19 protein-coding genes are annotated in these 22,062 nt (G+C 53.7%); 13 read left to right on the top strand and 6 right to left on the bottom strand.

The window, feature by feature from the left end; all coding sequences use genetic code 11:
* Window positions 1–288: 288 nt before the first annotated feature.
* Complete coding sequence (locus ACR0MI_RS10485) at window positions 289–2,205, top strand: adenylate/guanylate cyclase domain-containing protein (RefSeq protein WP_170817402.1); 1,917 nt, start codon at window positions 289–291, stop codon at window positions 2,203–2,205.
* Window positions 2,206–2,264: 59 nt separating this feature from the next.
* Here ACR0MI_RS10485 and ACR0MI_RS10480 read toward each other — a convergent pair whose 3' ends face one another.
* Window positions 2,265–3,899 (bottom strand): winged helix-turn-helix domain-containing protein, encoded by a 1,635-nt coding sequence (locus tag ACR0MI_RS10480; protein WP_170817401.1) that lies wholly within the window; start codon window positions 3,897–3,899, stop codon window positions 2,265–2,267.
* Between the two features lie 166 nt (window positions 3,900–4,065).
* Between ACR0MI_RS10480 and ACR0MI_RS10475 the strand changes: the two genes are divergently transcribed.
* The gene (locus ACR0MI_RS10475; RefSeq protein ID WP_170609804.1) at window positions 4,066–4,482 is read left to right on the top strand and encodes a hypothetical protein; all 417 of its coding nucleotides are present in this window, start codon (window positions 4,066–4,068) and stop codon (window positions 4,480–4,482) included.
* 177 nt (window positions 4,483–4,659) lie between these two features.
* Here ACR0MI_RS10475 and ACR0MI_RS10470 read toward each other — a convergent pair whose 3' ends face one another.
* A complete protein-coding gene (locus ACR0MI_RS10470; RefSeq protein WP_480441988.1) occupies window positions 4,660–5,607 on the bottom strand; it encodes a DMT family transporter in 948 nt (315 codons plus the stop codon).
* Between the two features lie 327 nt (window positions 5,608–5,934).
* Between ACR0MI_RS10470 and ACR0MI_RS10465 the strand changes: the two genes are divergently transcribed.
* The 3 genes from ACR0MI_RS10465 (at window position 5,935) to ACR0MI_RS10455 (ending at window position 9,775) form a co-directional block, all read left to right on the top strand.
* Window positions 5,935–9,207, top strand: a complete 3,273-nt coding sequence (locus tag ACR0MI_RS10465) for an AAA family ATPase (RefSeq protein ID WP_480854313.1) — start codon at window positions 5,935–5,937, stop codon at window positions 9,205–9,207.
* Window positions 9,208–9,353: 146 nt separating this feature from the next.
* On the top strand, window positions 9,354–9,602 hold the full coding sequence (locus ACR0MI_RS10460) for a hypothetical protein (RefSeq protein WP_480854310.1): 249 nt from the start codon (window positions 9,354–9,356) through the stop codon (window positions 9,600–9,602).
* Window positions 9,599–9,775 carry a hypothetical protein gene (locus ACR0MI_RS10455; RefSeq protein WP_480491491.1) on the top strand — a complete coding sequence of 59 codons (177 nt, stop codon included), beginning with the start codon at window positions 9,599–9,601 and terminating at the stop codon, window positions 9,773–9,775. The genes ACR0MI_RS10460 and ACR0MI_RS10455 overlap by 4 nt, the downstream gene beginning before the upstream one ends.
* A 182-nt stretch (window positions 9,776–9,957) precedes the next feature.
* Here ACR0MI_RS10455 and ACR0MI_RS10450 read toward each other — a convergent pair whose 3' ends face one another.
* Window positions 9,958–10,434: a nucleoside deaminase gene (locus ACR0MI_RS10450; RefSeq protein WP_170619917.1), complete on the bottom strand. Its 477-nt coding sequence runs from the start codon at window positions 10,432–10,434 to the stop codon at window positions 9,958–9,960.
* 248 nt (window positions 10,435–10,682) lie between these two features.
* Between ACR0MI_RS10450 and ACR0MI_RS10445 the strand changes: the two genes are divergently transcribed.
* From ACR0MI_RS10445 to ACR0MI_RS10430, 4 genes are all read left to right on the top strand, one after another.
* Window positions 10,683–11,669, top strand: a complete 987-nt coding sequence (locus ACR0MI_RS10445) for a M14 family metallopeptidase (RefSeq protein ID WP_480854308.1) — start codon at window positions 10,683–10,685, stop codon at window positions 11,667–11,669.
* A gap of 890 nt (window positions 11,670–12,559) precedes the next feature.
* A complete protein-coding gene (locus tag ACR0MI_RS10440) occupies window positions 12,560–12,925 on the top strand; it encodes a hypothetical protein (protein ID WP_480491689.1) in 366 nt (121 codons plus the stop codon).
* Window positions 12,900–14,852 (top strand): prolipoprotein diacylglyceryl transferase family protein, encoded by a 1,953-nt coding sequence (locus tag ACR0MI_RS10435; protein WP_170817433.1) that lies wholly within the window; start codon window positions 12,900–12,902, stop codon window positions 14,850–14,852. The genes ACR0MI_RS10440 and ACR0MI_RS10435 overlap by 26 nt, the downstream gene beginning before the upstream one ends.
* A 632-nt stretch (window positions 14,853–15,484) precedes the next feature.
* Window positions 15,485–15,631, top strand: coding sequence for a hypothetical protein (locus ACR0MI_RS10430; protein WP_480442435.1), 147 nt, complete (start codon window positions 15,485–15,487; stop codon window positions 15,629–15,631).
* Between the two features lie 18 nt (window positions 15,632–15,649).
* Here the strand turns inward: ACR0MI_RS10430 and ACR0MI_RS10425 are convergent, their stop codons facing one another.
* Window positions 15,650–15,868: a hypothetical protein gene (locus tag ACR0MI_RS10425; RefSeq protein WP_170808434.1), complete on the bottom strand. Its 219-nt coding sequence runs from the start codon at window positions 15,866–15,868 to the stop codon at window positions 15,650–15,652.
* Window positions 15,869–15,956: 88 nt separating this feature from the next.
* Between ACR0MI_RS10425 and ACR0MI_RS10420 the strand changes: the two genes are divergently transcribed.
* The gene (locus tag ACR0MI_RS10420; protein WP_480854303.1) at window positions 15,957–16,862 is read left to right on the top strand and encodes a LysR family transcriptional regulator; all 906 of its coding nucleotides are present in this window, start codon (window positions 15,957–15,959) and stop codon (window positions 16,860–16,862) included.
* Window positions 16,863–17,716: 854 nt separating this feature from the next.
* Here the strand turns inward: ACR0MI_RS10420 and ACR0MI_RS10415 are convergent.
* Entirely contained in the window at window positions 17,717–19,120 is a 1,404-nt protein-coding gene (locus tag ACR0MI_RS10415; RefSeq protein WP_480854302.1) for a SpoIIE family protein phosphatase, read from the bottom strand.
* 88 nt (window positions 19,121–19,208) lie between these two features.
* Window positions 19,209–19,586 (bottom strand): hypothetical protein, encoded by a 378-nt coding sequence (locus ACR0MI_RS10410; protein WP_170614900.1) that lies wholly within the window; start codon window positions 19,584–19,586, stop codon window positions 19,209–19,211.
* A gap of 120 nt (window positions 19,587–19,706) precedes the next feature.
* Here ACR0MI_RS10410 and ACR0MI_RS10405 point away from each other — a divergent pair, with 120 nt between their 5' ends.
* Genes ACR0MI_RS10405 through ACR0MI_RS10395 form a run of 3 tightly spaced genes read left to right on the top strand, consistent with a single transcriptional unit; the run spans window position 19,707 to window position 21,712 of the window.
* The gene (locus ACR0MI_RS10405) at window positions 19,707–20,261 is read left to right on the top strand and encodes a SiaB family protein kinase (RefSeq protein ID WP_480854300.1); all 555 of its coding nucleotides are present in this window, start codon (window positions 19,707–19,709) and stop codon (window positions 20,259–20,261) included.
* Window positions 20,262–20,270: 9 nt separating this feature from the next.
* Window positions 20,271–20,660: a DUF1987 domain-containing protein gene (locus tag ACR0MI_RS10400; RefSeq protein ID WP_170614902.1), complete on the top strand. Its 390-nt coding sequence runs from the start codon at window positions 20,271–20,273 to the stop codon at window positions 20,658–20,660.
* Entirely contained in the window at window positions 20,657–21,712 is a 1,056-nt protein-coding gene (locus tag ACR0MI_RS10395) for an adenylate/guanylate cyclase domain-containing protein (protein WP_170614903.1), read from the top strand. The genes ACR0MI_RS10400 and ACR0MI_RS10395 overlap by 4 nt, the downstream gene beginning before the upstream one ends.
* Window positions 21,713–22,062: the final 350 nt, after the last annotated feature.

Genomic DNA, 22,062 nt, shown 5'->3' with positions numbered 1-22,062 from the left:
AAGGTGTTTTTCGCTGCGGACGCATCAGGCAGCTCCGTCCGCACTGCGGTCATTGATACGCTACGCAGCGAAAGACTGCTTTGAGCCCAAACCGGACACTGGTTCGCTACGCAGCATTCATCAATTTGGGCGGGAAGCGGACTTTCGCGGCACCTGCAAAGAGTAGGATTCGTCGCGGGGAAGCGGACATCCAGTTTGTGCCATGACAGCCAAATTGGTTGGACTATCAGAAGGGCACGCATTGTCGGGACTTCGTGACATCCGTTAGACTGTGAACAGGAGGGTCCTATGCAGCGCCGACTCGCCGCGATCATGGCTGCCGATGTCGTTGGGTATTCGTCGTTGATGGGCAGCGACGAGGCAGGGGTATTGTCCGCCCTGAAAACTCTGCGTTCAGAGATTTTTGATCCCGCAATTGCAAGACATCACGGGCGCCTCGTCAAGCTGATGGGGGATGGTGCTCTTGTCGAATTTGCTTCGGTTGTCGATGCCGTAAACTGTGGTGTCGAGATCCAGCGGACAATGGCTGAGGCTGCTCCGACCCTCGCCAACGGGTCGCAGTTGCAACTTCGGATCGGGATTAACCTCGGTGATGTCATGATCGCTGATGGGGACCTCTATGGTGACGGGGTGAATGTTGCCTCCCGCATTGAAGGTCTGGCTGATCCAGGCGGCGTCGCGGTTTCTGAGAGTGTCGCACAGCAGGCAATGGGCAAGGTAGATGCCGAATTTGAGGATCTCGGCCCGAAAACACTAAAGAACATCGCTGAACCGGTTCGGGTTTTCCGCGTTATGCCTGTTAGATCGCCCGCATCCATACGGCGATCAAACAAGCTTCCATTGATGACCGGTGCATTGGTGCTGGTTGGTCTGGGGGCTGTAGGCTTGTTAACATGGTGGATCGGCTTTGATCACGAGCCGCCCGAGGCAATGACCTTTGATGAAGCCGCTCTGTTAACAGAGCCAACAGGTCCGACCGTTGCGGTTCTGCCGTTTCAAAACCTTAGCAATACGGACGCCCGCGATTTATTGGCTGTTGGCATTGGCGAAGACATCATCGTTGAGTTGGGGAGTTACCAGGACCTCAATGTGCTGTCCCGCCAATCCACCCATTCCGTTGGATCGGACGAAAGTGACCCGCGCAGTATCCGGCAGAAATTCGGAGCGGACTATGTGCTGGAAGGTTCGGTTCGGCAGGTTGCAGATCGCCTGCGTGTGACCGCGCGGCTGATTGATACTTCAACAGGCCTTCAGGTCTGGTCGGATGCGTATGACGAAAGCCTCACAACCTCCAATATTCTCGACGTTCAGTTGCACATTACGGAAAAGGTCGCCTCTGCCGTGGGTGATGCAGGCGGGGCCATCAAGCGGATTCACGCAGGACACGCGCGCGCGAAGCCTCCGGAAAACCTGTCGTCTTACGAATGTTCGCTTTTGCGTGTCGGGTTCATGAACCGGCGTGACATGCAAAAGCGCGTTCGCGCCTGTATCGAGCGGGTCGTGGAAGAGGAGCCCAATTACTGGCGCGGTTGGGCGCAGTTGTCCGAGGCGCTTCAGACTGACGTCAAGTTTTTCACCGGCTTGTACGAAGGAACGCAGGAAGAAAAAATTGCCCGGGCCGAGGACGCCGCTCGTAAGGCAGTTTCACTCAATCCCTATTCTGCGCGCAGTCATTTTCTGTTGGCGCTTGCCCTGCAGCTTCAACGCAATCTCGACGGGTTTTTCTCATCAGCCGAGACCGCGCTTTCACTGGGGACGGACCGGTATCTGCAGGGGCAGATCGGCTATGAATTCATTTGGTCAGGGCGTTTGGATTTGGGTGCCGCACTTGTTGAAAACGCCATTGCACTTGATCCCAACGCAGCCGACCCAAACTGGTATCAAGCGCTTGCTGAGTATCATTTCTTGAATGGAAATTACGAAACGGCATTGGAAATTTACCGCAAAGGGGCGCAGTCTGACCTGTGGTGGTCGGTTTCCATCGAGGTCGCGATTTTGGCCGAGCTTGGTCCGCACAGTGCCGCTGTTGCGGCGAGAGACCGGCTCTACAAAATCCGGCCAGGCATTAAAATTGCAGACATTGTATGGGTGTATCGGCGCTTTGCGCGACCCGATGAGCTCATTCTTCCTTTTGTTGAAGCTTATCGAACTGTAGGAATGCCGGAAGGACAGTATGCCCCTTTGGATGTGGAGAGCGGGGGTTAACGTACGTAGCTATCGGTATGGAGATGGTGCGGATAAGATTGATCACAAATAACTCAGCCTTACTCGGGCACTCCCGCCTTTTGCAGGCTTGCCAGCCAGATCCGCCGGTTTTCGGGATGGTTTTTTGATCCTGCGAATTGCCTGCGCATCGCGGAAATTGACAGTTTCGGGTTGATCTCAAGTGCATCTTTAACAGCCTCTTGGGCATCGTCTTGTCTGCCCATCTCGGCAAGAGTGGCCGCGCTCAACAGGTGGTGAAACAGTCGCCAAGTATTGCTTGTTGCCACCGCGCCCAACTGCCGGGCTGCGTCCAGCGCTTCTTCGTAGCGTTCCAGGTGAAACAGTATATGACCCTGGTAAAAGTACATGTTTTGCAACATCGGGTCTCGCGGGCTTAACCGGATCGCCATCTCTATCTCAGGCAGGGCAAGGTTTTGCATGCGGAACCAGTCATAAGTATGTGCCAATTCCAGCCGTATACGTGCATCATTGGGGTTGAGCGCGACAGCGCGTTCGAGATTTGCGATGGCTGGATCGGCCTCTCCGGTAAAGCGGTAGATATAACCAAGGGCCGCATGCGCCTGCGCGTCCTGATCGTCCAGTTCAATTGCTCGCTTGGCCGCTTCAGCTGCGGCAATCAACGTGTCCTGAGGAGTATCTGACCACTGAAAGAAGAATATCGTTCCCAGCGCGCGGGCCAACAGGCTGTGCGCTGCCGCGAATTCCGGATCGGCTGCGATGGCGGACTGTGCAAACGTCACCGCGTCGTGCTGGGCCTCTTGCGAAAACACGGCCTGCCGCGCCCGGCCGCGCAAATACAGATCCCAAGCACCCATGTCTTCGGTCGGTTTTTCCTGCGACCGTGCTTCGCCGGACTGATATATCTCAGGCAACAACTGGCCGGCGATGGCCCGGCTGATCTCGTCTTGAATATTAAAGACATCCGTTACCTGACGATCAAAAACCTCGGCCCAGATGGTTTCGGCGCTGTCGACATCAATAAGTTCTCCGCTGATGCGCATCTGACCGTCGGCCCTTCGGACGCTGCCGCGGACAACATAGCCAACCCCAAGGTCGCGCGCGATTTCTATCGGGGTTACCTGATCCTTCGCGTAAGAGAACATCGTTGCGCTGGACACAACGAACAGTTCCCGATTGCGCGACAGATGCGCGATCAGGTCGTCGGTGAGACCATCGACGAAATACTGACCAGTTCTTTCGTCCCCGATATTGTCAAACTGCACAACGGCCAAAGAGGGTTTTCCGGTGTCCGGCAATCGCTGCCAGTCGGCAAATATTGAGAGCGACAGCATGGCGATTGCCAAAGCCAACAGAACACCCGCAATAAGAACGCCGCGTTTGGGCACCTGGGTAATGCGCTCAGGCGGTTCATCCGATGCAACCGGGGCCACAAATTGGAACCCGCGCTTTGGAAAGGTTTTGATGTAGTCTGAGCTTGCCGCAGTGTCGCCCAAGGCCTTGCGCACGGACCGAATGCGCGTGTTCAGCGCCGCATCGGTGATCGCGGCGCCGGCCCAAATCTCATCAATAATCTCTTGCTTGCTGACAATTCTATCTCGGTTCCTGACGAGAAATTCCAGCAATTGCAGGGCCTGAGGTTCCAGAGCAACCGCTTCGCCACAGCGGTTCAATCCCTGTGTCGCATCAAGTTGGAACTCCAAAAAACGGTACATACTGAAACTTACACTCCGCCATGTCCTTGGCTCAACGAAGTTTGCGGATTGTCAGATGAATGTCAGAAAAAATCAGATTCCGATCAAGCCCGGCGCGTTCGCCCGGCGTAACGTTTCCGGGGGTTAGCGTTCCGTAGCATTACTCAAAAAAATAAGGAGATTGGATATGGCCCAACTGAAAAAACTTTGCATCGCGGCTGCGGTCGCTCTGGCGGGGAGCACTGCATTGGCTGAAACGGATCTTGAGGCGGCGTTGGATAACGGTGCCGAGCGCCTCAATGCCGATCAGATCGCAGAGCTTCTGATCGGAAATACTGTCACAGCCACCTCTGGAGAGAAGAGATTTCGCTTTTTCTATGACCCCAACAATATCGTGAGCGGAGAACTTACGAACGGTGGATGGAACGGTGCCGGCGCATTTGCCATCACCGATACAGATAAGGTTTGCGTTTCCATGGCAGCCGACAAGGGGCGCTATCGCTGTATGACAGTTCTACGTGTCGGGGACACGGTGCATAAGTTCAGTGCCGACGGAAAGAGAACTTTCGAGCTGCACAGCTTTGAACCGTCTACCGGTCTCTGAGTTTCGGTTTCAAACTGGTTCTTACACTGGACCTGCCATTTTTTTTGGCTAAGGAGAAATGGCAGGCACGAAATCAGCTGCCCTGTTCTCCATGCGCGGTGAATGTCCGACTTGAGCGGAAATGGTTTGTCATAGGTCGAACACTTCCGGTGTCCGCTAAGGACCGGGCGTGTAGCCTTAGATTGGAGGTACGGCTCGCACGGTGACCAACTGTCTGGCCGCGACCCTTTCGCGATGTATCATATACAGCCCCGCACCGATGATGATCGCAATGCCAAGCAGACTAAGCGCGTTCGGGAAGTCGTTGAAGACAAGATAGCCGAACAAGGTCGCCACAGGCAGCTCAAAATACTGCAGCGGCGCCAGCGTGACAGAAGGCGCAAAAGACAGCGCATAGGTCATCATCATGTGGCTCACCGTCGCGAAAAAGCCAGCGCCCAAAAGCCACAACAACGCGATGTCTGTCGGCCAAACGGGATCAAACAAATCAGAGCCGGAACCTTGCGCAACAATTAGAGCTGGAATGCAAAACAGGCTGGCGATCAGGCCGGTGTGGAATTGCAGGGTCACAGGGTGCACCCGACGCGACAACCCCCGGGTCAAAAGAATGTAGAAAGCGAAGGCAACTGCCGTGCCAAGCGGAATAATGGCAACCGCGCCGAAAGCTGCGAAACTGGGCTGTATGACGAACAACACCCCGACAAACCCCACAAGCGCCGCGCCTACGCGACGCGGGCCGACGTCTTCACCAAGATAGAACTTGCCGACCAACAAGACGATGAAAGGGGCAACGAACACGATTGCCAGCGCATCGGCAAGGGGCATCACCCGGATTGCGGCAATGAAGCAAAATGTTGCGAACACCAGCAGCAATGAGCGGAAAACCAGCACCATCACCTGACCTTTCGCCACGCGCAACGACAGCCCCATTATCCAGATGAAAGGCGCCATTAGCGCGCACTGCACCACAAACCGAGCAGCCGTAATCTGCCCAACCGGCACACTGGTCGACGCGAGTTTCGCAGACACGTCCAGCAAAGGAGCGGTTAGGCAAAACCCCAGCATCAGCGCAACGCCGACAAGGGTGCGATCCGGAGATTGAGGTATGGGTTCAGCAGAGGTCATCGTTTCATTTAGAGATGTCGCCAAATGCGTGTCTGTTCTCAATACGACCACAGACAAAAGTCCCACAATCCACGAGTTCGGGTTGAATTGGATATAGCGCTCGTGGCGAATGTCTCCTCTGAAGGGCCGCACAGCCACATCAGGTGGCCGGGCCAAGGGGCAGCTAAGGGCCGAAAGCCACCATTGCTGTCCATGGGAGTTCTCTTGTGGGGGCAACTCTACTCGGACATTGGTAATGTGTCTTCACTTCCCAGAATTTTGAAACAGATCCAAAAAGCTTTGTGAAAACATCAAAATCAGGCAAGCTGAGTCCGGGGAGAATTGTGCATGCCTGATGTCGCAAGCTGGCTGGCTGAACTCGGCTTAGAAAAGTACGCAAGGGATTTCGACGACGTCGAAATCGATTTTGAAACTCTTCCAGAGTTAACAGAGGAAGACCTCGTAGAGCTAGGTTTGCCACTTGGCCCAAAACGCAAGGTTTGGGCTGCTATCCAACGCCTTAATGGAGAGCTGAAGGAGCAGTCAGAGCGTGCCTTTGCGCCGGCCGAAAATGGCGGTGACAGTACGCCAAGCTCCGAAGGTGAGCGAAGGCAACTCACCGTGATGTTTGTGGATCTGGTGGGATCAACGGCCCTTTCGGCGCAACTGGATGCCGAAGAAATGTCCACCATTATCAGGACCTATCAAAATGCGGTTGCCGGTGAAATTGCTCGCTTCGAAGGTCACGTCGCCAAGTTCATGGGAGACGGTGTCATTGGTTATTTCGGCTGGCCCAGGGCGCATGAGGACGAAGCCGAAAGAGCGGTGCGGGCAGGCCTTGCGATTGTTCGAGCCGTGGGAAATCTCAATGTAGGGGGGCAAATGATCTCCTGCAGGGTCGGAATTGCAACCGGTATTGTTGTCGTCGGCGAGCTTGTGGGAAGAGGCACGGCGCTGGAACAAACGGTTGTAGGCGACGCACCGAACCTCGCGGCACGGCTTGAAGCACAAGCGGGTTCCGGAGAAGTTTTGGTTTCAGAGGCAACACAGGCTCTGATCACCGGCGCTTTTGAAATGGAAGTGACAGAACCTTTGTCGCTGAAAGGAATTGACGGACCGGTGGCGGCCTACAGAGTTCTTGGCGAACAGGATCAGGAAAGCCGCTTTTCACTGCGCTCGGACGGCATGACGCCTCCACTGGTGGGTAGGGACCAGGAACTGGCACTGTTGCTTGAGCGATGGAAAACGGCACGTGACGGAGAGGGGCAAGTTGTACTTCTGGTTGGCGAAGCTGGAATCGGTAAGTCGCGCATCATGCGCGCCCTGGAAGACGCGATTGGAAACGAGTCACACACGCGGTTGATGTATCAGTGTTCTCCCTTTCACGGTGACACTGCGTTCTGGCCCGTCACCCAGCAATTGCACCGCGCTGCGAGGTGGTCCCGGGACGATGACAACGAAGCGCGGCTGACCAAGCTTGAATCACTTTTTGACCGTAATGACATGCCAATCATCGCGAAACTGCTTGGCCTGGACGGAGCCGAACGATACGGCACAAGTGATCTTTCGCCTGCCGCGTTGCGTTCCAAGACGTTGAACGTCCTGTCCCGGCAGGTTCTGAAGTTGGCCAGGCAACAACCTGTGGCATTTTTTCTTGAAGACGCGCATTGGATTGATCCGACGACACTGGAATTACTGGAATTGACAATTGACGCGATCGAGGATGCGCCGGTGTTGATCGTGTTGACATCGCGCCCGGATAATCAGCCCGATCTCGCGGCGCATCCACATGCCACGCGACTGGCGTTGAACCGACTGGGCCGCGCAGGTGTTGATGCAATTGTCGAACGACTTGGCGGACGAAAGCTGAACCGCGAGACAGTAGAGGCGATCATTGAGCGGACAGATGGCATCCCCTTGTTCGTGGAAGAACTTACCAAGGCGGTGGTTGAGAGTGGTCAAACGGCAATTCCCGCTTCGCTCCACGACTCGCTAATGGCGCGGCTAGACCGCACGCCAAAGATCAAGGAGATCGCGCAATCAGCGGCCTGTATAGGACGAGAGTTTGATCTGGGCCTTTTGGTGGTTGCGATAGAAGGCAAAGAGGACGAGTTGCGGGAAGGTCTGGCAGGATTGGCATCGGCCGAGTTGGTATTTCGACGCGGTGTGGGCGAAAACGAACGATATGTATTTAAGCATGCGCTGGTGCGCGATGCAGCCTATGAAAGCCTTCTTTTGTCACGGCGGCGCGTGGTACATGAGCGGCTTGCCGGAGCACTTGAAAATGTTGCGCCACCAGAAATTGTTGCTCGTCACGCCGAGGCTGCCGGTCTGACTGACAAAGCCATAGAGCTATACCGCGAAGCTGGCAGCTTAGCTGTTAAACGTCCGGCTTTTCGCGAGGCTGCGTCGCATTACCAATCTGCTCTGCGTTTGCTTGAGCAGGAAGGAAACAGGCATAGCGAGGCGTTGTCAGTTGCAGCAAAGCACAGTGTGACATTGATCGGTGCGGAAGGCTACACCGCCAATGAAACGATAAAGGCTTTTGAACGCGCGCGCCAATTGCTTGATGGATTTGATGATGCGCCTGAATGGCCAGTCATACGATACGGAGAGTGGGTCAGTCGCTATGTCAGCGCCTCGCTGCCTGAAGCGGAAGCTATTGGGCACGCGGTTTTGAATGATATCGACATTAGTGATCAGCACAGGTTCCGAAGTGTCGCAAATCGAATGGTCGCGACTTCAAAGACAATGATGGGCAGGTTTACCGACAGTCTGCCGTATTACCAAAATGCCCTCAATGCCTACGATCCGTCGCGCGATTCCGATCAGGCTAACCGCTTCGGAACCGACGGAGGTGCGGCCGCGAACGTTTATCTGGCTTTGACGCACTGGTGCCTTGGCAACATTGATAGCGCATATTCTCACGCTGAAAACGCAACTGCGACCGGGGATCAACCTGGGCATCCTGCGCTCAGCCGTGCTTACATTCTGGGTCATATTTGTTACCTGAAATATTTGAACCACGACGCCGACGCCCTTCAATGGTCAAACAATGTGCTTGCTGTCGCGGATCAGGCACAGATCGATATCTGGCGCAGGATTGGCCTGACAACACGTGCTGCTATTTACGCGGATCGTGGCGATTTTGAAGCGGCCCTGGTAGATGCCGATGACTGTCTTGCAGCGCTGATCAAGGCGAATACGCTATTGTTCACTGGTTTTCCAATGCGCGCAAGAGCACGTGCCTATATCGGTCTAGGAAAGCTGGACCAGGCCGAAAATGCACTCGCGGCAATCGAACCGATGATGGAAAGAACCAGCCAGAGGTGGGATGAGGCGGATACTTATTGTGCCAGAGCGGAACTCGCCATGGCGTTTGGCGATCCTGATAAAGCGGAAAGATGTTACCGTGAAGCCATCAGGATAGCTCAGGGGCAGTCCGCGCTTAGCTGGGAAAGACGCGCGGCTATCCCGCTCGCTCATTTGATGGCAGACCGCGGGGCCATATCAGAAGCACTTAAGCTATTGGCTGACGTGCAGAACAAGTTTCCCAATCGCGTTCAGTGTAGCGATCACAACGCAGCATTAGAGCTCCTCACTATTCTGGAGAGGTCTTAATCACTCGTGTCATCGAACCCAGTGAAAATAAGATTTAGCTTGAAGTAGAACAAACGTAGTCTCGCCGGTCTTGTCAGAAGAACTTGGCTTCTGGCGTGTAGCTACCATCATCTGGTCCTCTGTTTCCTGACCTGACCGTGGCGCAGGTGACCAAGGGGTTCGCGCGACTGCGACGGCAACTGTGTCTGGAGCGGCCGGGATTGGTGTTTCACTCGACCCGCAAGTGGTTCATCACCCAGTGCGAGCGAACCGGTGTGCCTGAGCACTTCACAGCCTCTCTGGTCGGGCACAAGTCGGCACGGTCGGAGAACGGGATTACCTACGGCATCTACTCGGCTGGTATTAGCGACGAGCAACGTCGGTCGATCGTTGACCAGATACGGCTTCCGGCATGAGCTTCCCAGACATCGACGCGTTCGAGGAACGGGCTGCTATTGCTGAATTCGATGGCGGGTGCACCCGTAGAGCGGCAGAAGATCTGGCGGCTCGTGCTCAGGGGTTCCGAGACGCTGAAGCCTACTGGCAATGGCTGGCTGACTATGTCGTCAACCGAAGACCACCTTCATAGACAGAGCCCTCGGCGGCCCTTAGCGGGTTGCCGGGGGATCTCTGCTTTATTTTCTTTTTTTGCCGAAGTCGATGTTGGTCGTAGGTGGCGGAATGAACGTAATGCGGACGTAATGGACGTTGTTCCGGGACGCCCCACCTTTTTGATTATCAGCTTTTTTACTTTGATTGGAAGATGGCCTTCTATTGCCAAAAGCCTCTGTGCCCCTCGGCAACTTCATCCTCGATTTCAGAGAAGGGCCCACGGGTTTCAACGTGGCGCTGACCGACGCTGAAGACGGCCTCACAGGGCATATCCAGTGTCAGGTTTTCCTGATTGTCACCTGTCAAGACAGCCAAACGCTTTTCGGTCATACCATAGACGACTGTTCCGATCCCCGCCCAATAGCAAGCTCCCGCGCACATGCAGCAAGGTTCTACCGAAGAATATAGTGTACATTTTTCAAGGAATTCAGAATCATAAAGACGGCTCGCCTCTCGTGCGACATTCAATTCGGCGTGGCCTACCCCCTTATAATCTTTGTAGCTGTTGCCGGAGCGGATGAGGACATCTCCGTTGGGATCAACCAGTGTCGCACCGAAAGGGTGATTGCCAGCCTGACGACTTTCTTTTGCAATCCGGATTGTCTCGCGTAAGTGCTGAAGGTCGAGTTCTCTCATATCGGTCTCCTGCGGATTGATTATCAACAGCGAAGATTTCTATTCGTGCCGCAATGTCAGTATAATCGTACTTATAATCGGGCCTCTACGGGCAGAGTGACTAAGTGTTTCGCTATGGGCTCAGTGCGGTCATCCAGAAGACTCTTTTTAACGACCGGTGTACGGACAAGCCCGACGTTCGCGCTTCGGGCATCCCGGCAAGAAAATGTATTCAATAGTTGTCTGAGCACGAGTTATGATCGGCCATTATGGACATCAATTATATCACGATAGAGTCGGACACACCCGGGCAAACGCTTTCACTACGTATCGTCAAGTTCCAAGGCTCAGAGGGTAACCCGTCCGTTTACATACAGGCCGCACTTCACGCCAATGAGATGCCAGGCGTTGTCGCAATTGACCGGCTGATCCCTCGCATTGCGGAAGCCGAAGGAAGTGGGCGTTTGGCCGGAAACGTTACGCTGGTACCCTACGCCAACCCGATTGGACTTGCTCAAGGCGTGTACGGAGAAACACTGGGACGCTTTGACCTCTACGGCAGAGTTAACTTCAACCGATCATTTCCAACCGGGACGTTGGAGGAAATGTCGTGCAAGCCCGCTGCTGATCGCCTGAAAGCAACCCTGATTGAAATGGCCGTAGCAGCGGATGTCGTGCTGGACCTTCATTGCGATGATGAGGGACCGATTTATCTTTACGTTCCTGAGCGTCAGCTGAACGAAGGTCTCCGCCTTGCCCGGGCAATGCAGGCGAGCGTTATTCTGACTGACGCCAATGATGATCCCGTTTCCTTCGATCTCGCCGTGGGGAGGCGATGGGCAGCAGAAAACCGCGAGGAAGACAAACGTTTCGCAGCGACAATAGAACTACGTGGAATGATGGATGTTACACCTGAATTGGCCCACCAGGACGCAGACGGTATTTACAGGTATTTGGTCGAACTTGGGGCCATTGTCGATGAGATTGCTGACATCAATCCAAATGACCCGATTGTCGGTGATGTTGATGAAGCTGTTCTAATCTCGACGCCGGAGGCTGGTGCTGTTCTTTACGACGTTGATGTCGGTGATTGGGTCAAGGAAGGACAGCGACTTGCGGTAGTCGTCTCCGAACCAAGTACGAAAGGTCAAGAAATATTATCTCCTTTCGACGGGCAGGCAATGACACGGCGAGATCGACGGTTTGTTCGTGTGGGCGACGATGTCATCAAGGTTCTGCGTCATCCACTACCTTAGACCTTCGGTTTTTGTTGAAGATTGATGCACAAGAAGGGCTCCCATCAGTCATTCGCAGCACTAGGATCGAACGTCCACACCCCCGAACCGCCAACACCAGCAACCACCCGTCAGCCCCCGGAACGACTCGTCAGCGGGTCGTCAGCGCCAGTGAACGGTCACTCTAGCGGTCAGAAATGCCCCCGAAACCGCCACTCGCCAAGTGTGCTTGCGTCCATGTGAAAAAGTATGACGAACTCGACAAATTAGAAGTTTGATATGCATCAACGCGCTGCACGTCACTGACCAATAGTATCAACACCCAGCACAAATTTAATGCGAGTAGTCGGTTCTTGGAGCCACTCCGCAAGGAGAACGCGCGAAGGGAGAAGATGCGACGGCGACAGCTGCTAATGGGGATGACCGCGTCGGGCTTTGTGGGCTTGTCCGGCTGCGAGGCGATGGGCGAGCATTCTCAACAACCTAATGCAGAGCAAAGTTTTTTGCTCAATAAATACTATCTCGACGGAGTGACCGAGTTAGGAGGCTATTTCATTGGGTATTTCGCTGCACTTAAGTTTGGGCAGCTTTCTCTGTGTTACGGTGACACCCTTCACTCATCGGAGTTTCGGGGCCTGAGGCCGGGTCCGAGTCGCATTTGTGGCTCCAGTCCCGTTCCAAGTGCAGAGGCAGTGACTTGGCGTCATTCCGAATTGGGTGTCGACGGCTTGTGGCGCCCTTTGTCCCCGCCAATAAAGAGTCAACTTCTCGCTACAGCAGAGGGACAGGTTGGCTGGAGCTGCCTGCAACCGAGCTCAAGGGTAAAACTGAAAACCTCGGACGGTTCGGAGCTGCAAGCACTTGGCTGCTGCGAGTACCTGAGCATGACAATTCCGCCGTGGCGACTTGGCATGAAGGAATTGGTCTGGGGCAGGTTCGTTTCCGAGAAGAACTCCGTTGTATGGTTGAAGTGGAGCGGCGAGCATCAAAGGCGTCTGCTCTTCTGGAATGGTGTTCGTGCAGCGCCTCAAAGCATTGCGCATGATCAGGTCGTGTCCAACGATTTCTCAGTGGCTATTTCATCCGACACAACACTGCGAGCCGGACATCTAGGTTCAGAGATTCTCTCGAAAGTGCCAGTCGTAAAGAAGCTTGCTCCCGTCGCATTGCTCAATGTTCACGAGCACAAAAGACTTGCTCGCGGCACTTTAGAAGCGCGTGGTGGCCAATATGATAAAGGATGGATAATCCATGAAACAGTCGTCTGGCCTGATTGATCGGGTGATGTGGGGGAAGCTGGTATATGGTGTTTTGTTCTGCGTGATCATACCCGCCTATATAGCTTTCTGGGCTACTCGCCTCGAATTCCTTTCATTGCCAGCTGTCCCAGATGCCCCAAGCGTGGGTCTGATCCTTTTAGGGCTCGGCATAACGTTCATGGTCTCGGGGATTACAGCATTATGGGTGCATGGGGGTGGCTTGCCGATGAATGCCTACCCGCCCTCGCGTTTTGTTAGGCAAGGGATTTATAGATGGATGAGCGAGCCAATCTACATTGGCTTTGTTTTGGGCTGCTTCGGCGTTTCAATTGCCCTGAACTCCCCGGCGGGTCTCTGGGTTGTTTCACCTGTCGTTGGCCTAGCATGTGCTGCTCTGGTGTACGGGTATGAAAGGCCGGACTTGGTTCGTCGGTTCGGCGGGCAGTATGCACCGCCCTGGTTACGTCTGCCTCCGTCTGATATGGAAACGCCGACGCTTCAGGATATCGTTTCCGTTGTTGTACTGGTCTTCGGCCCTTGGTTAATCTTGTACGAGACGGTTGAGCTCATTGGCGTCGTACCACCGGTACTGCACTCAACCCTCCCTTTTGAAGAAGGCCTGCCAGTCTGGGGGTTTTCGACTGTAGTCTACATGACAATTTATCCTCTCGTTGTTCTAGCTCCACTGGTCGCTCAGCAACGAGATCATTTGCACGATTTCGCGCTCGGAGGACTAATTGCGACCGCGATCATCATCCCTTTCTACTTAACAATACCTATCATCGCGGAGTTCCGCGAAGTCTCCGCTGATGCTGCATTCAGCAAGCTTTTGTTGTGGCAGCAGCAGTTCGATCGGCCGGTGACCGCTCTGCCTGCATTTCATATAGTTTGGCTACTGCTGGCAATTCGTCTGTATGGCCAAGCCTACCCGAGTGCTCGATTCCTATTCTGGACGGTTGGGATTCTTATCTTCGCTAGTTGCTGGACGACAGGTATGCACGCGTTGCTAGACTTGTTTGCAGGCATGGCGGTGTATGCAGTTGTTTCTAAGCGGAATGAGATTTGGAAATACGTACTGCACGGATCTGAGCTGGTGGCAAACTCTTGGAAGGAGTGGCGTTTCGGACAAACTAGGGTCATAAATCACGGTCTATATGCGGGTTTAGCTGCGTCCGTTGGTTTTCTAATCGTTGGCTTCATAAGCGGTCCGAGCATGTTTTGGACGATTGCAATCATAGGTATTTCAACACTTTTGGGTGCCGGAATCTGGGGGCAGATACTTGTTGGCTCCCAAAAGCTTCTGCGTCCATTCGGCTACTATGGCGGTGTTCTGGGGGCCGCAGTTAGTTTGGCTTTCGCCAGCCTAGTATTAAGTCAGGAGGTCCTGCCAATCGCAGCAGCCCTGTCCGTCGCGGCGCCCTGGGTTCAGGCAATCGGTCGCTTTCGCTGTCTGATCCAGGGCTGCTGCCACGGGGCTCCGACATTCGAAGGAAACGGCATTCATTATCGGCATAAGCGATCGCGCGTCCTGCAAATCGCAGGGCTGGGTGGAAAGCCTCTCTACCCAACACCTGTGTTCTCAATGGTGAGTAACCTAGTGGTCGGATTGTTGACCCTGCGATTGCTCCTTATAGATGCACCGGCCACATTCATTGTCGGAACCTATCTCATGCTTAACGGCCTCGCGCGGTTCGTCGAGGAGGCTTACCGAGGTGAGCCCCAAACACAGGTGTTTGGCGGTCTAAAGGTTTATCAGTGGACAGCTCTTTGCAGTTTTCTGGTGGGAACAGCGTTCACCATGTTCCCTAGTGCAGCGGTAGGGACTCAGCATTTCGGGTTCACACCGATTGTTTGGTTAGGATCTGTAGCTCTGGGCGCATTGGTGACCATTGCGATGGGTGTTGATTGGCCAGAGTCCAGTCGGCGCTTCTCCCGGCTGATTTGAGCAATTCCATTACCGATTGGCACTAGGACAGTTTCGCGCATCAGGACTGTTGAAGCGGAATTGCGTGGCTTAACGACTTCTTCAGCGGTCGAGAATGACCCGTGCTCACTCGTCCTTCGTCCTCATGCTGCTTATCGCTTAGCTCAGCAAAATGCCCCCGAAACCGCCCCAGTTCCGGCCACCGGCTGGAAAAGTTGATAGGTTTCATCGGTCGGCAAGGTTTCCTACCACCCCAGCCAGGTCATCGGAACATCGAGACGTAGACACCCGTGGCAGCCGTTTGCTACGGAAAATGCCCCCGTTTATGCCCCAGTGGTTTCGGGTGTTCTGCCTCCCCCTGTCTCTTCCTCTTTCCTGACCTCTAGCAGGGGTTCTATGGGGCTGGGGAACAGGTATAAGTAATGAATAGAAACCGGAGGATAGAGAGACCCGAGTATCCTCGTTCCTGATCCATAATACACAGAGGGAGGAGGAGGTTATGGGGGAAATAGAGAACCCATGGCACTCGCGACCGATCGACGTTCACCGCTGGTCGGATCATCCAGAGGTGGCAGAGTTGGTCGACCGCATCTGGGACGGCTGGCGCTGAATGGGCTTGGAGAGGCATCTAGGCATGTCAGGTTCGAGCCCAAATGTGTAAGATGCTGCGTTCGGCTCGGGTGGCAGCGACCCGCAGTTTTCTGACTTTACGAGGCAAAGGCCGCTGGGCATTGCGGATCGGCACGACCGGCCCGATAGCGGCCATTCGACGGTCTGCAGCGGGTGGGGATTTGCGCTAAAGGTCCGCCCCGAACCAGTCAGTACCTGCCGGGATACATGCTCATCATACTTTGGACATCGGCATCGCTGGAGAAGGCGTCCGGGTTGCGGGAAAGAACCTCCCTGATGAATTCCCGCCGGGACCGGGCGTCATCGGGCTGCGTTTCCTCAGTGCGGGGGCGCAGGGCGAAGTTGAATACACGCTGGATGAAGCCAAGAGCCTTTTGAAGCGGCGGGACTGTGCGGGTGCTGGTCATGAATGCATTCATCTCTCGGGCCTTTTCTGCTGCTGCGAAGGCTCTCCCACTGTAGTGGCTGCGGGATTTTCGGGTATCGGCCGCGGCGATGTGCTATTCTACAAAAATGAAGAGCGCATTCCGGAGCTGGTCAGAAATCAGGGTCTTTCTTGCCGTCGTGCGCGCGGGGTCCACCTTGGCTGCCTCGCCCCAGCTCGGCATGGCCCAGCCAACTGTTGCACGCCGCATTGAGGCGCTTGAGCATGAGCTTGGCATAACCTTGTTCGAGCGGGACACGCGCGGCTTCCGGCCGACCGCAACAGCGCGAGCAATCCTGCAGAAGGCGGAAGAAATCGAAGCGGCGGCGATTTGCCTGGCCGAGACAGTCGAAACGTTGCACAGCACCAGACCGATCCGGATCACGGCCTATTCCGGCAACTTCTCGCCCCGGGTCGCAACGATCTTCAACGAGTTCTCTTTGCTCCGCCCCGATGTCAGCTTCGAATTCCTGCCCAGCGTCGAAGTCCTGGATTTATCGGCTGGCGAAGCGGACATAGCACTGCGCGTGACAAGAAGCCCTCCCCATCCGGACCTCATCTGCCGCAAGATAAGCACCGCGCGTTACGCGCTTTTCGGATCCCATTCATACGCCGAAAAACACGGGTTGCCGACCTCGGTAGAAGACTTGTTCAACCATACGTTTGTCAGCTTCCTACGTGAAGGTGTGCCGTCAGCCTTTCACGATTGGCTGATCCGCTATGCGGAACCTGATCAGATCAGGCTAACCTATTCCGAGCTGGACCTGATGCATGCCGCCATCCGGTCGGGTCATGGCCTTGGCATCATAAACGTGAAACTTGCCGAAAGCGATGACACGCTCATTCAATGCTTTGCGCCGCTCGAGGAGATGAACTCGGAGCATTTGATGCTGATTGCGCCAGAGGCTTATCGTCGCCCCGAAGTAAAGGCCTTCGCGAAATTCTTCGCGCCCCGCTATGCTGCCATTTTCAGGTAGAAGCTTCCCGTGAAACCGGAATAATGAATTGCGGCGGTCAACCACACTGATTGGGTTTTCATCCGCACACCGACTGTCTATGAATTGCGCCCCGAGCGACCGCTCTCCGGCTAGCCAGCCTACGCTTCCTCAAACGGAAATTCCCGTTGGTCACGTCCGATTCCGGCTAACTGCGGTTATAATCTCAACCGAGGCAGACGACCGCTCCGCCCGCATTTCGGTCGTTCGCCCAACCTCCTCCTCCCTCTGTGTATTTTGGATCAGGAAGGAGGGTACTCGGGTCTCTCTATCCCCCGGTTTCTATTCATTACTTATACCTGTTCCCCACCCCCATAGAACCCCTGCTAGATGTCAGGAAAGAGGAGAGGTCAGAGGGCGTCAGAACACCCGAAACCACCGGGGCATAAACGGGGGCATTTTCCGTAGCAAACGGGTGCCACGGGTGTCTACGTCTCGATGTTCCGATGACCTGGCTGGGGTGGTAGGAATCCTTGCCCACCGATGAAACCTAAGAGCTTTTCCAACCGGTGGCCGGAACTGGGGCGGTTTCGGGGGCATTTTACTGAGTGAAGCGACGGGCGGAATGGAGCGTCAGCGGGTCAGCACGGGGCATTTCTGACCGCTGGAGAGGCCGCTGACGGCCCAGCTTACGAGACCGCTCACTGGCGCTGAGACGACCGCTGACGAGTCGTGCCGGGGGGCTGACGGGGGTCGCTGGTGCTGGTGGCTTACACTAAAAAAAACCGACTTTTCCTCTCTCACCTGCAGGCCAAGCTATCCTTTTTCGTCAGAACTTGGGCAGACCACAGTTTTTTCCCATAAGCAGCTACCTTGCTCACCTCATAAAAAGCACCCTAACTTGTATCTTGCAACGGACGAAAAGCAATCACCGTCAAATCATCCATGCGCTCTTCATTCTTTCTGTAATCTTGGAAAGCATCTTCGATGGCCGCCAAAAGCTCTTCCGAGTTCGACCAACTGTCTTGCTTAACTATCGACATTAATCTTTGAACTCCAAAGGCTAAGCGCTTTTCGCCACCCAATTGGTCGATCAGGCCATCGGTAGAGATAATCAGATCAACAATTTGATCTAAGTGGATTACGTGCTCGATAAATTTTGGCCCTCTTGGGGTGTCCGCATAACCAATACTTTGTTTATCGCCTCGGATGCGATCAACGTTGGCCACCGACTTAACCAACAAAGACATGTGTGCCCCTGCGAACTTGGCTATCCCTTTGCTTGAGTCGATCTGGCAAATTGCTGCGTCCATACCGTCGTTTGAAGTCGAGTTTTCAGTGTCCTGGTTTAGGAGGGTGCGAGTTAAATCGCTCAGTTTCGATAAGGCCGAAGCGGGGCTGAGCCTGTCGTTTTCATAGTAAAGCCGCTCGAGAGTAGCGATCGCCAGCATGGTCATGAAGCCTCCTGGTACACCGTGACCCGTACAGTCAATTACGGCAAGCGTCGAAATCTGTCCTTCCGACCTGATCCAGTAGATGTCCCCACCGACCAAGTCGCGAGGCTCCCATTTGACCGCAAAATCGGCGAAGGCGCTCTGACACTGACTTGCAGTAGGCAACAACCCCTGCTGAATTCGCGTGGCATAGTTTACACTGTCGACGATCTGATGGTGCGCTTCACGTATCGCGTTGACGCGTTCGACCTCCCGCTCCAGCATTGAGTTGTAGCTTTGAACAACTTTACCAATCTCATCTTCTGATTGGTACGGGACCCTCTGTGGATCATCGTATAGTTCGAACTTTTCAATAGCTTTCAACATTTGACCGAGAGGTCTGTTGATAAGCCATAAAAATGCAGCAGCACCTGCTAAGATCAGCGCAAGGCCTCCGAGAATTCCCAAAAGAACCACAACTCCAACTTCAGTCTGCAACTCATTGTTCAGAATCTCCTGATCAATTCGTGCCAACATCATTGTCGACCCTGCTGCTGTCGGGACGGAAACGACGATATCCAAACCGGTTTTTTTTATCCTGTCACAACCTATGGCAGGCCAGGAGGCCAAGGTTTTGGAGCTTTCCTCCAGCTTTTGTTCGGCGCAAATTACATAAGGAAAACCAGAATAGACGGCCAGCAGGCTCGTCGCTTGTGTAAAGTTTCGTGCTTCAACCAACTCAGCCAGCGGCCTCGCAATACGGTTTGCAATCGTTGCCATTTCCGCTGCGACCTGGTCCGTTTGAGCTTGTCTTTTGAAGTCATAATAAAAAAGAAGCACCACGGCATTAAATACACCCCCGATCAAGAGGGTCGCGAGAATGTGCTTTAGGAAGATGCGGCGACTTAAGAAGGCCCTGAGACTACGCACTAAACGCCTCTACAGTGTTTGGCATCTAGTTCCCGATGTTCTTCATAGCGGCCTGAAGAGCACCACGATTATTGACGATCATCTGAACAACCTTGTAGTCCCCGGAAATTTCCCGCACCAGAAAGTCTGCGGTCACGGTGTCGCCACCTTCGGTTATCATTTCAGAGCAGACGAAGTAATCGCTTCCTGCCGGAATAACCATGGGGTGAACATTTGCAGGGTATACAGTTTCAATCGCATTGGTTGTTGTATCCAGATAAGTGTAAGCACCATCGACCATCACGCCATCGACATGCGCAATCATGGCGGATTGGAGCTTTGCTTTCACCTCGGTCGGAATGTCGGCCGCTACAGCCGGTCCTGACGAAAGTATAAGGGCGACCACACATATTAGCCTAATCATGCTAACCTCCCCGCTGATAAGCCTGCACAATTGATACCCTAAAAATGCATAAATGTGTATCTTATGATATCAAGACCAGGATTGAACTTGGTGCCGTCCAAGCATGATCAAGGAGAACAGATGCTTGCCAGCGAAGTCTACGAACTACGTGCTAACCTGCGAAAACAGGGCGTTGTTTTCGCCTACAGCGGTTATGTAACCGAGAGCATTCTTAGCGGCGTCGGCGATGCGTTAAAGCAGAAGTTGGTATCTGAAGATGCGGACACCAAAACGCTTCGCAGTGTATTCGCAGTTTTTGTAGAGCAGATGCAGAATATCATCAGATATTCCGTTGAAAAGTTGCCTGCTGACGGTGAAACAGCGGTACTGGACATAAGTTACGGCATACTGACCATCGGAAACGAAGCTGGCAGCTATGTCGTTCACGCGGGAAACCTGATCCTGTTGAACGATGTCAACACTATGCGGAACCGGCTATCAGAGCTCCGCGATATGAACCGAGAAGAGCTAAAGGTCGCATACAAGGACCAACTACGAGCCGAAGCCGATAGTGTCAGCAACAGTGCGGGTATCGGGTTAATTGAAATTGCGCGTCGAGCGTCAAAGCCAATCGAGTTCGATTTTATGCGAGTTGATGACCAGCACGCATTCTTCGCGCTCAAAGCCACGGTTTAAGAGGGTAGAATGCAGAACATTAAAATCCCGGCGACAAACCGCACTCCGGCCGTGGCATTTGATTTTGATGCTGGTCACCTCAGGCTTATTGGAGAATCCTATCCAGAGGATGTTACGACCTTTTTCAATCCATTGTTTGATTCCCTAAAAAACTGGCTTTCCGAAGGTTCAAATACCGCCTGTCGTTTTGACTTTGAACTTATCTATTTCAACTCCTCCAGCGCTAAAGCCATCATGATGATAATGGAGCTTTTGGATTCCGCTGCAGAAATGGGAAAGAAAGTCGAAGTTTACTGGTTTCATGATCCTGAAGACGAAACCATGGAAGAGCTTGGCGAGGAGTTCGGAGAAGATCTTAAACACGCCAAGTTTTCGCTAAAAAAGTTGTCTGATCAATGACTATCGACGATCTTTTTGCCAAGGAGAGAGAAGCGTTGGAAGTCGCGGAAGCAACTTTGAGCAGCGGACAATTCCCAAATGAAGAGACGCGAAACTCAATAAAGAACCTCGTTGAAGAATACAGGAAACTGCTTCGGACGACACGACGAATGATGCGGTTGAGTGATCGTAATGAGCGGGAACTGAATGCATTGGCTGAAAAGCAGCGCATTGCGGCCGAAGAGGTAAACCGAAAAAACCAAGAGCTTGAAGCGTTGTCTGGGAAGCTTGCTAAGTACTTATCACCGCAAGTTTACAAATCGATCTTTTCCGGGCGCCAGGAAGTCAAACTCGCCAGCAAACGAAAAAAGCTGAGTGTGTTCTTCTCGGATGTGGCTGGATTCACGGAACTTACGGATCAGATGGAGTCTGAAGACTTAACGGAACTTCTGAACAGTTACCTGACCGAAATGGCAGCAGTCGCTTTGAGCTACGGCGCGACGATAGACAAGTTTATCGGTGACGCGATCCTTGTCTTCTTTGGTGACCCGGAGAGTAAAGGAGTGCGCGAAGATGCTTTGGCTTGCGTGAGAATGGCAATTGCGATGCGAGACAAGTTGGCTGAGTTGCAGGCTGAATGGAGGAGGCAAGGAATAAGACAACAACTACAATGCCGTATTGGCATCAATACAGGCTTCTGCACGGTTGGAAATTTCGGAAGTGACGACCGTATGGATTACACCATCATTGGTGGTGCCGTGAACGTAGCCTCAAGGCTAGAGCATCAGGCAGAGGAAGGAGAGATTTACATCTCTTACGAAACCAGGGCGCACGTAAACCACGAAATAGAAACCGAAGAGGTCGGTGCAATCCAAGTCAAGGGCGTGGCTCAACCCGTTATGACCTACCGCGTCCTGGGTCAAAAAAGATCGAGACCCCACCTAGAAAAAGTCTCTCATGAAAAGCCAAACTTTCGATTGGTTTTCGACCCGAACTTAATGACGTCAGAAGAACGGTCTGAGAACTCAGAAATCCTAAAGTCAGCGCTTGAATCTCTCCGTAAAAAAACTTGAGATTTGAAGGGCCGATGACTAGTGAACTTGGTTAACTGACCACAATTGATCAGGGACTTGGCTATTTATTAGACCCTGTTACCTGGGTCCGCATTACGTTCCTTCCGCCACCTACGACCAACGTCCACTTTGGAAAAAGAAAGCAAAGCAGTGATCCCCCGGCAACCCGCTATGGGCCGCCGAGGGCTCTGTCTATGAAGGTGGTCTTCGGTTGACGACATAGTCAGCCAACCACTGCCAGTAGGCTTCGGCATCCCGGAAGGCATTCCGCACGCTCAACGTCATCGATGAGTACAGCCGGGAGTGCTTGGCGATCCGTGTGGACCGCAAGCTGAACTCCAGCGATGTCA

The organism is Ruegeria sp. D4, assembly GCF_056534475.1.
The sequence above is the reverse complement of the archived record's forward strand: the minus strand, read 5'-3'. Positions and strand labels throughout refer to the sequence as shown.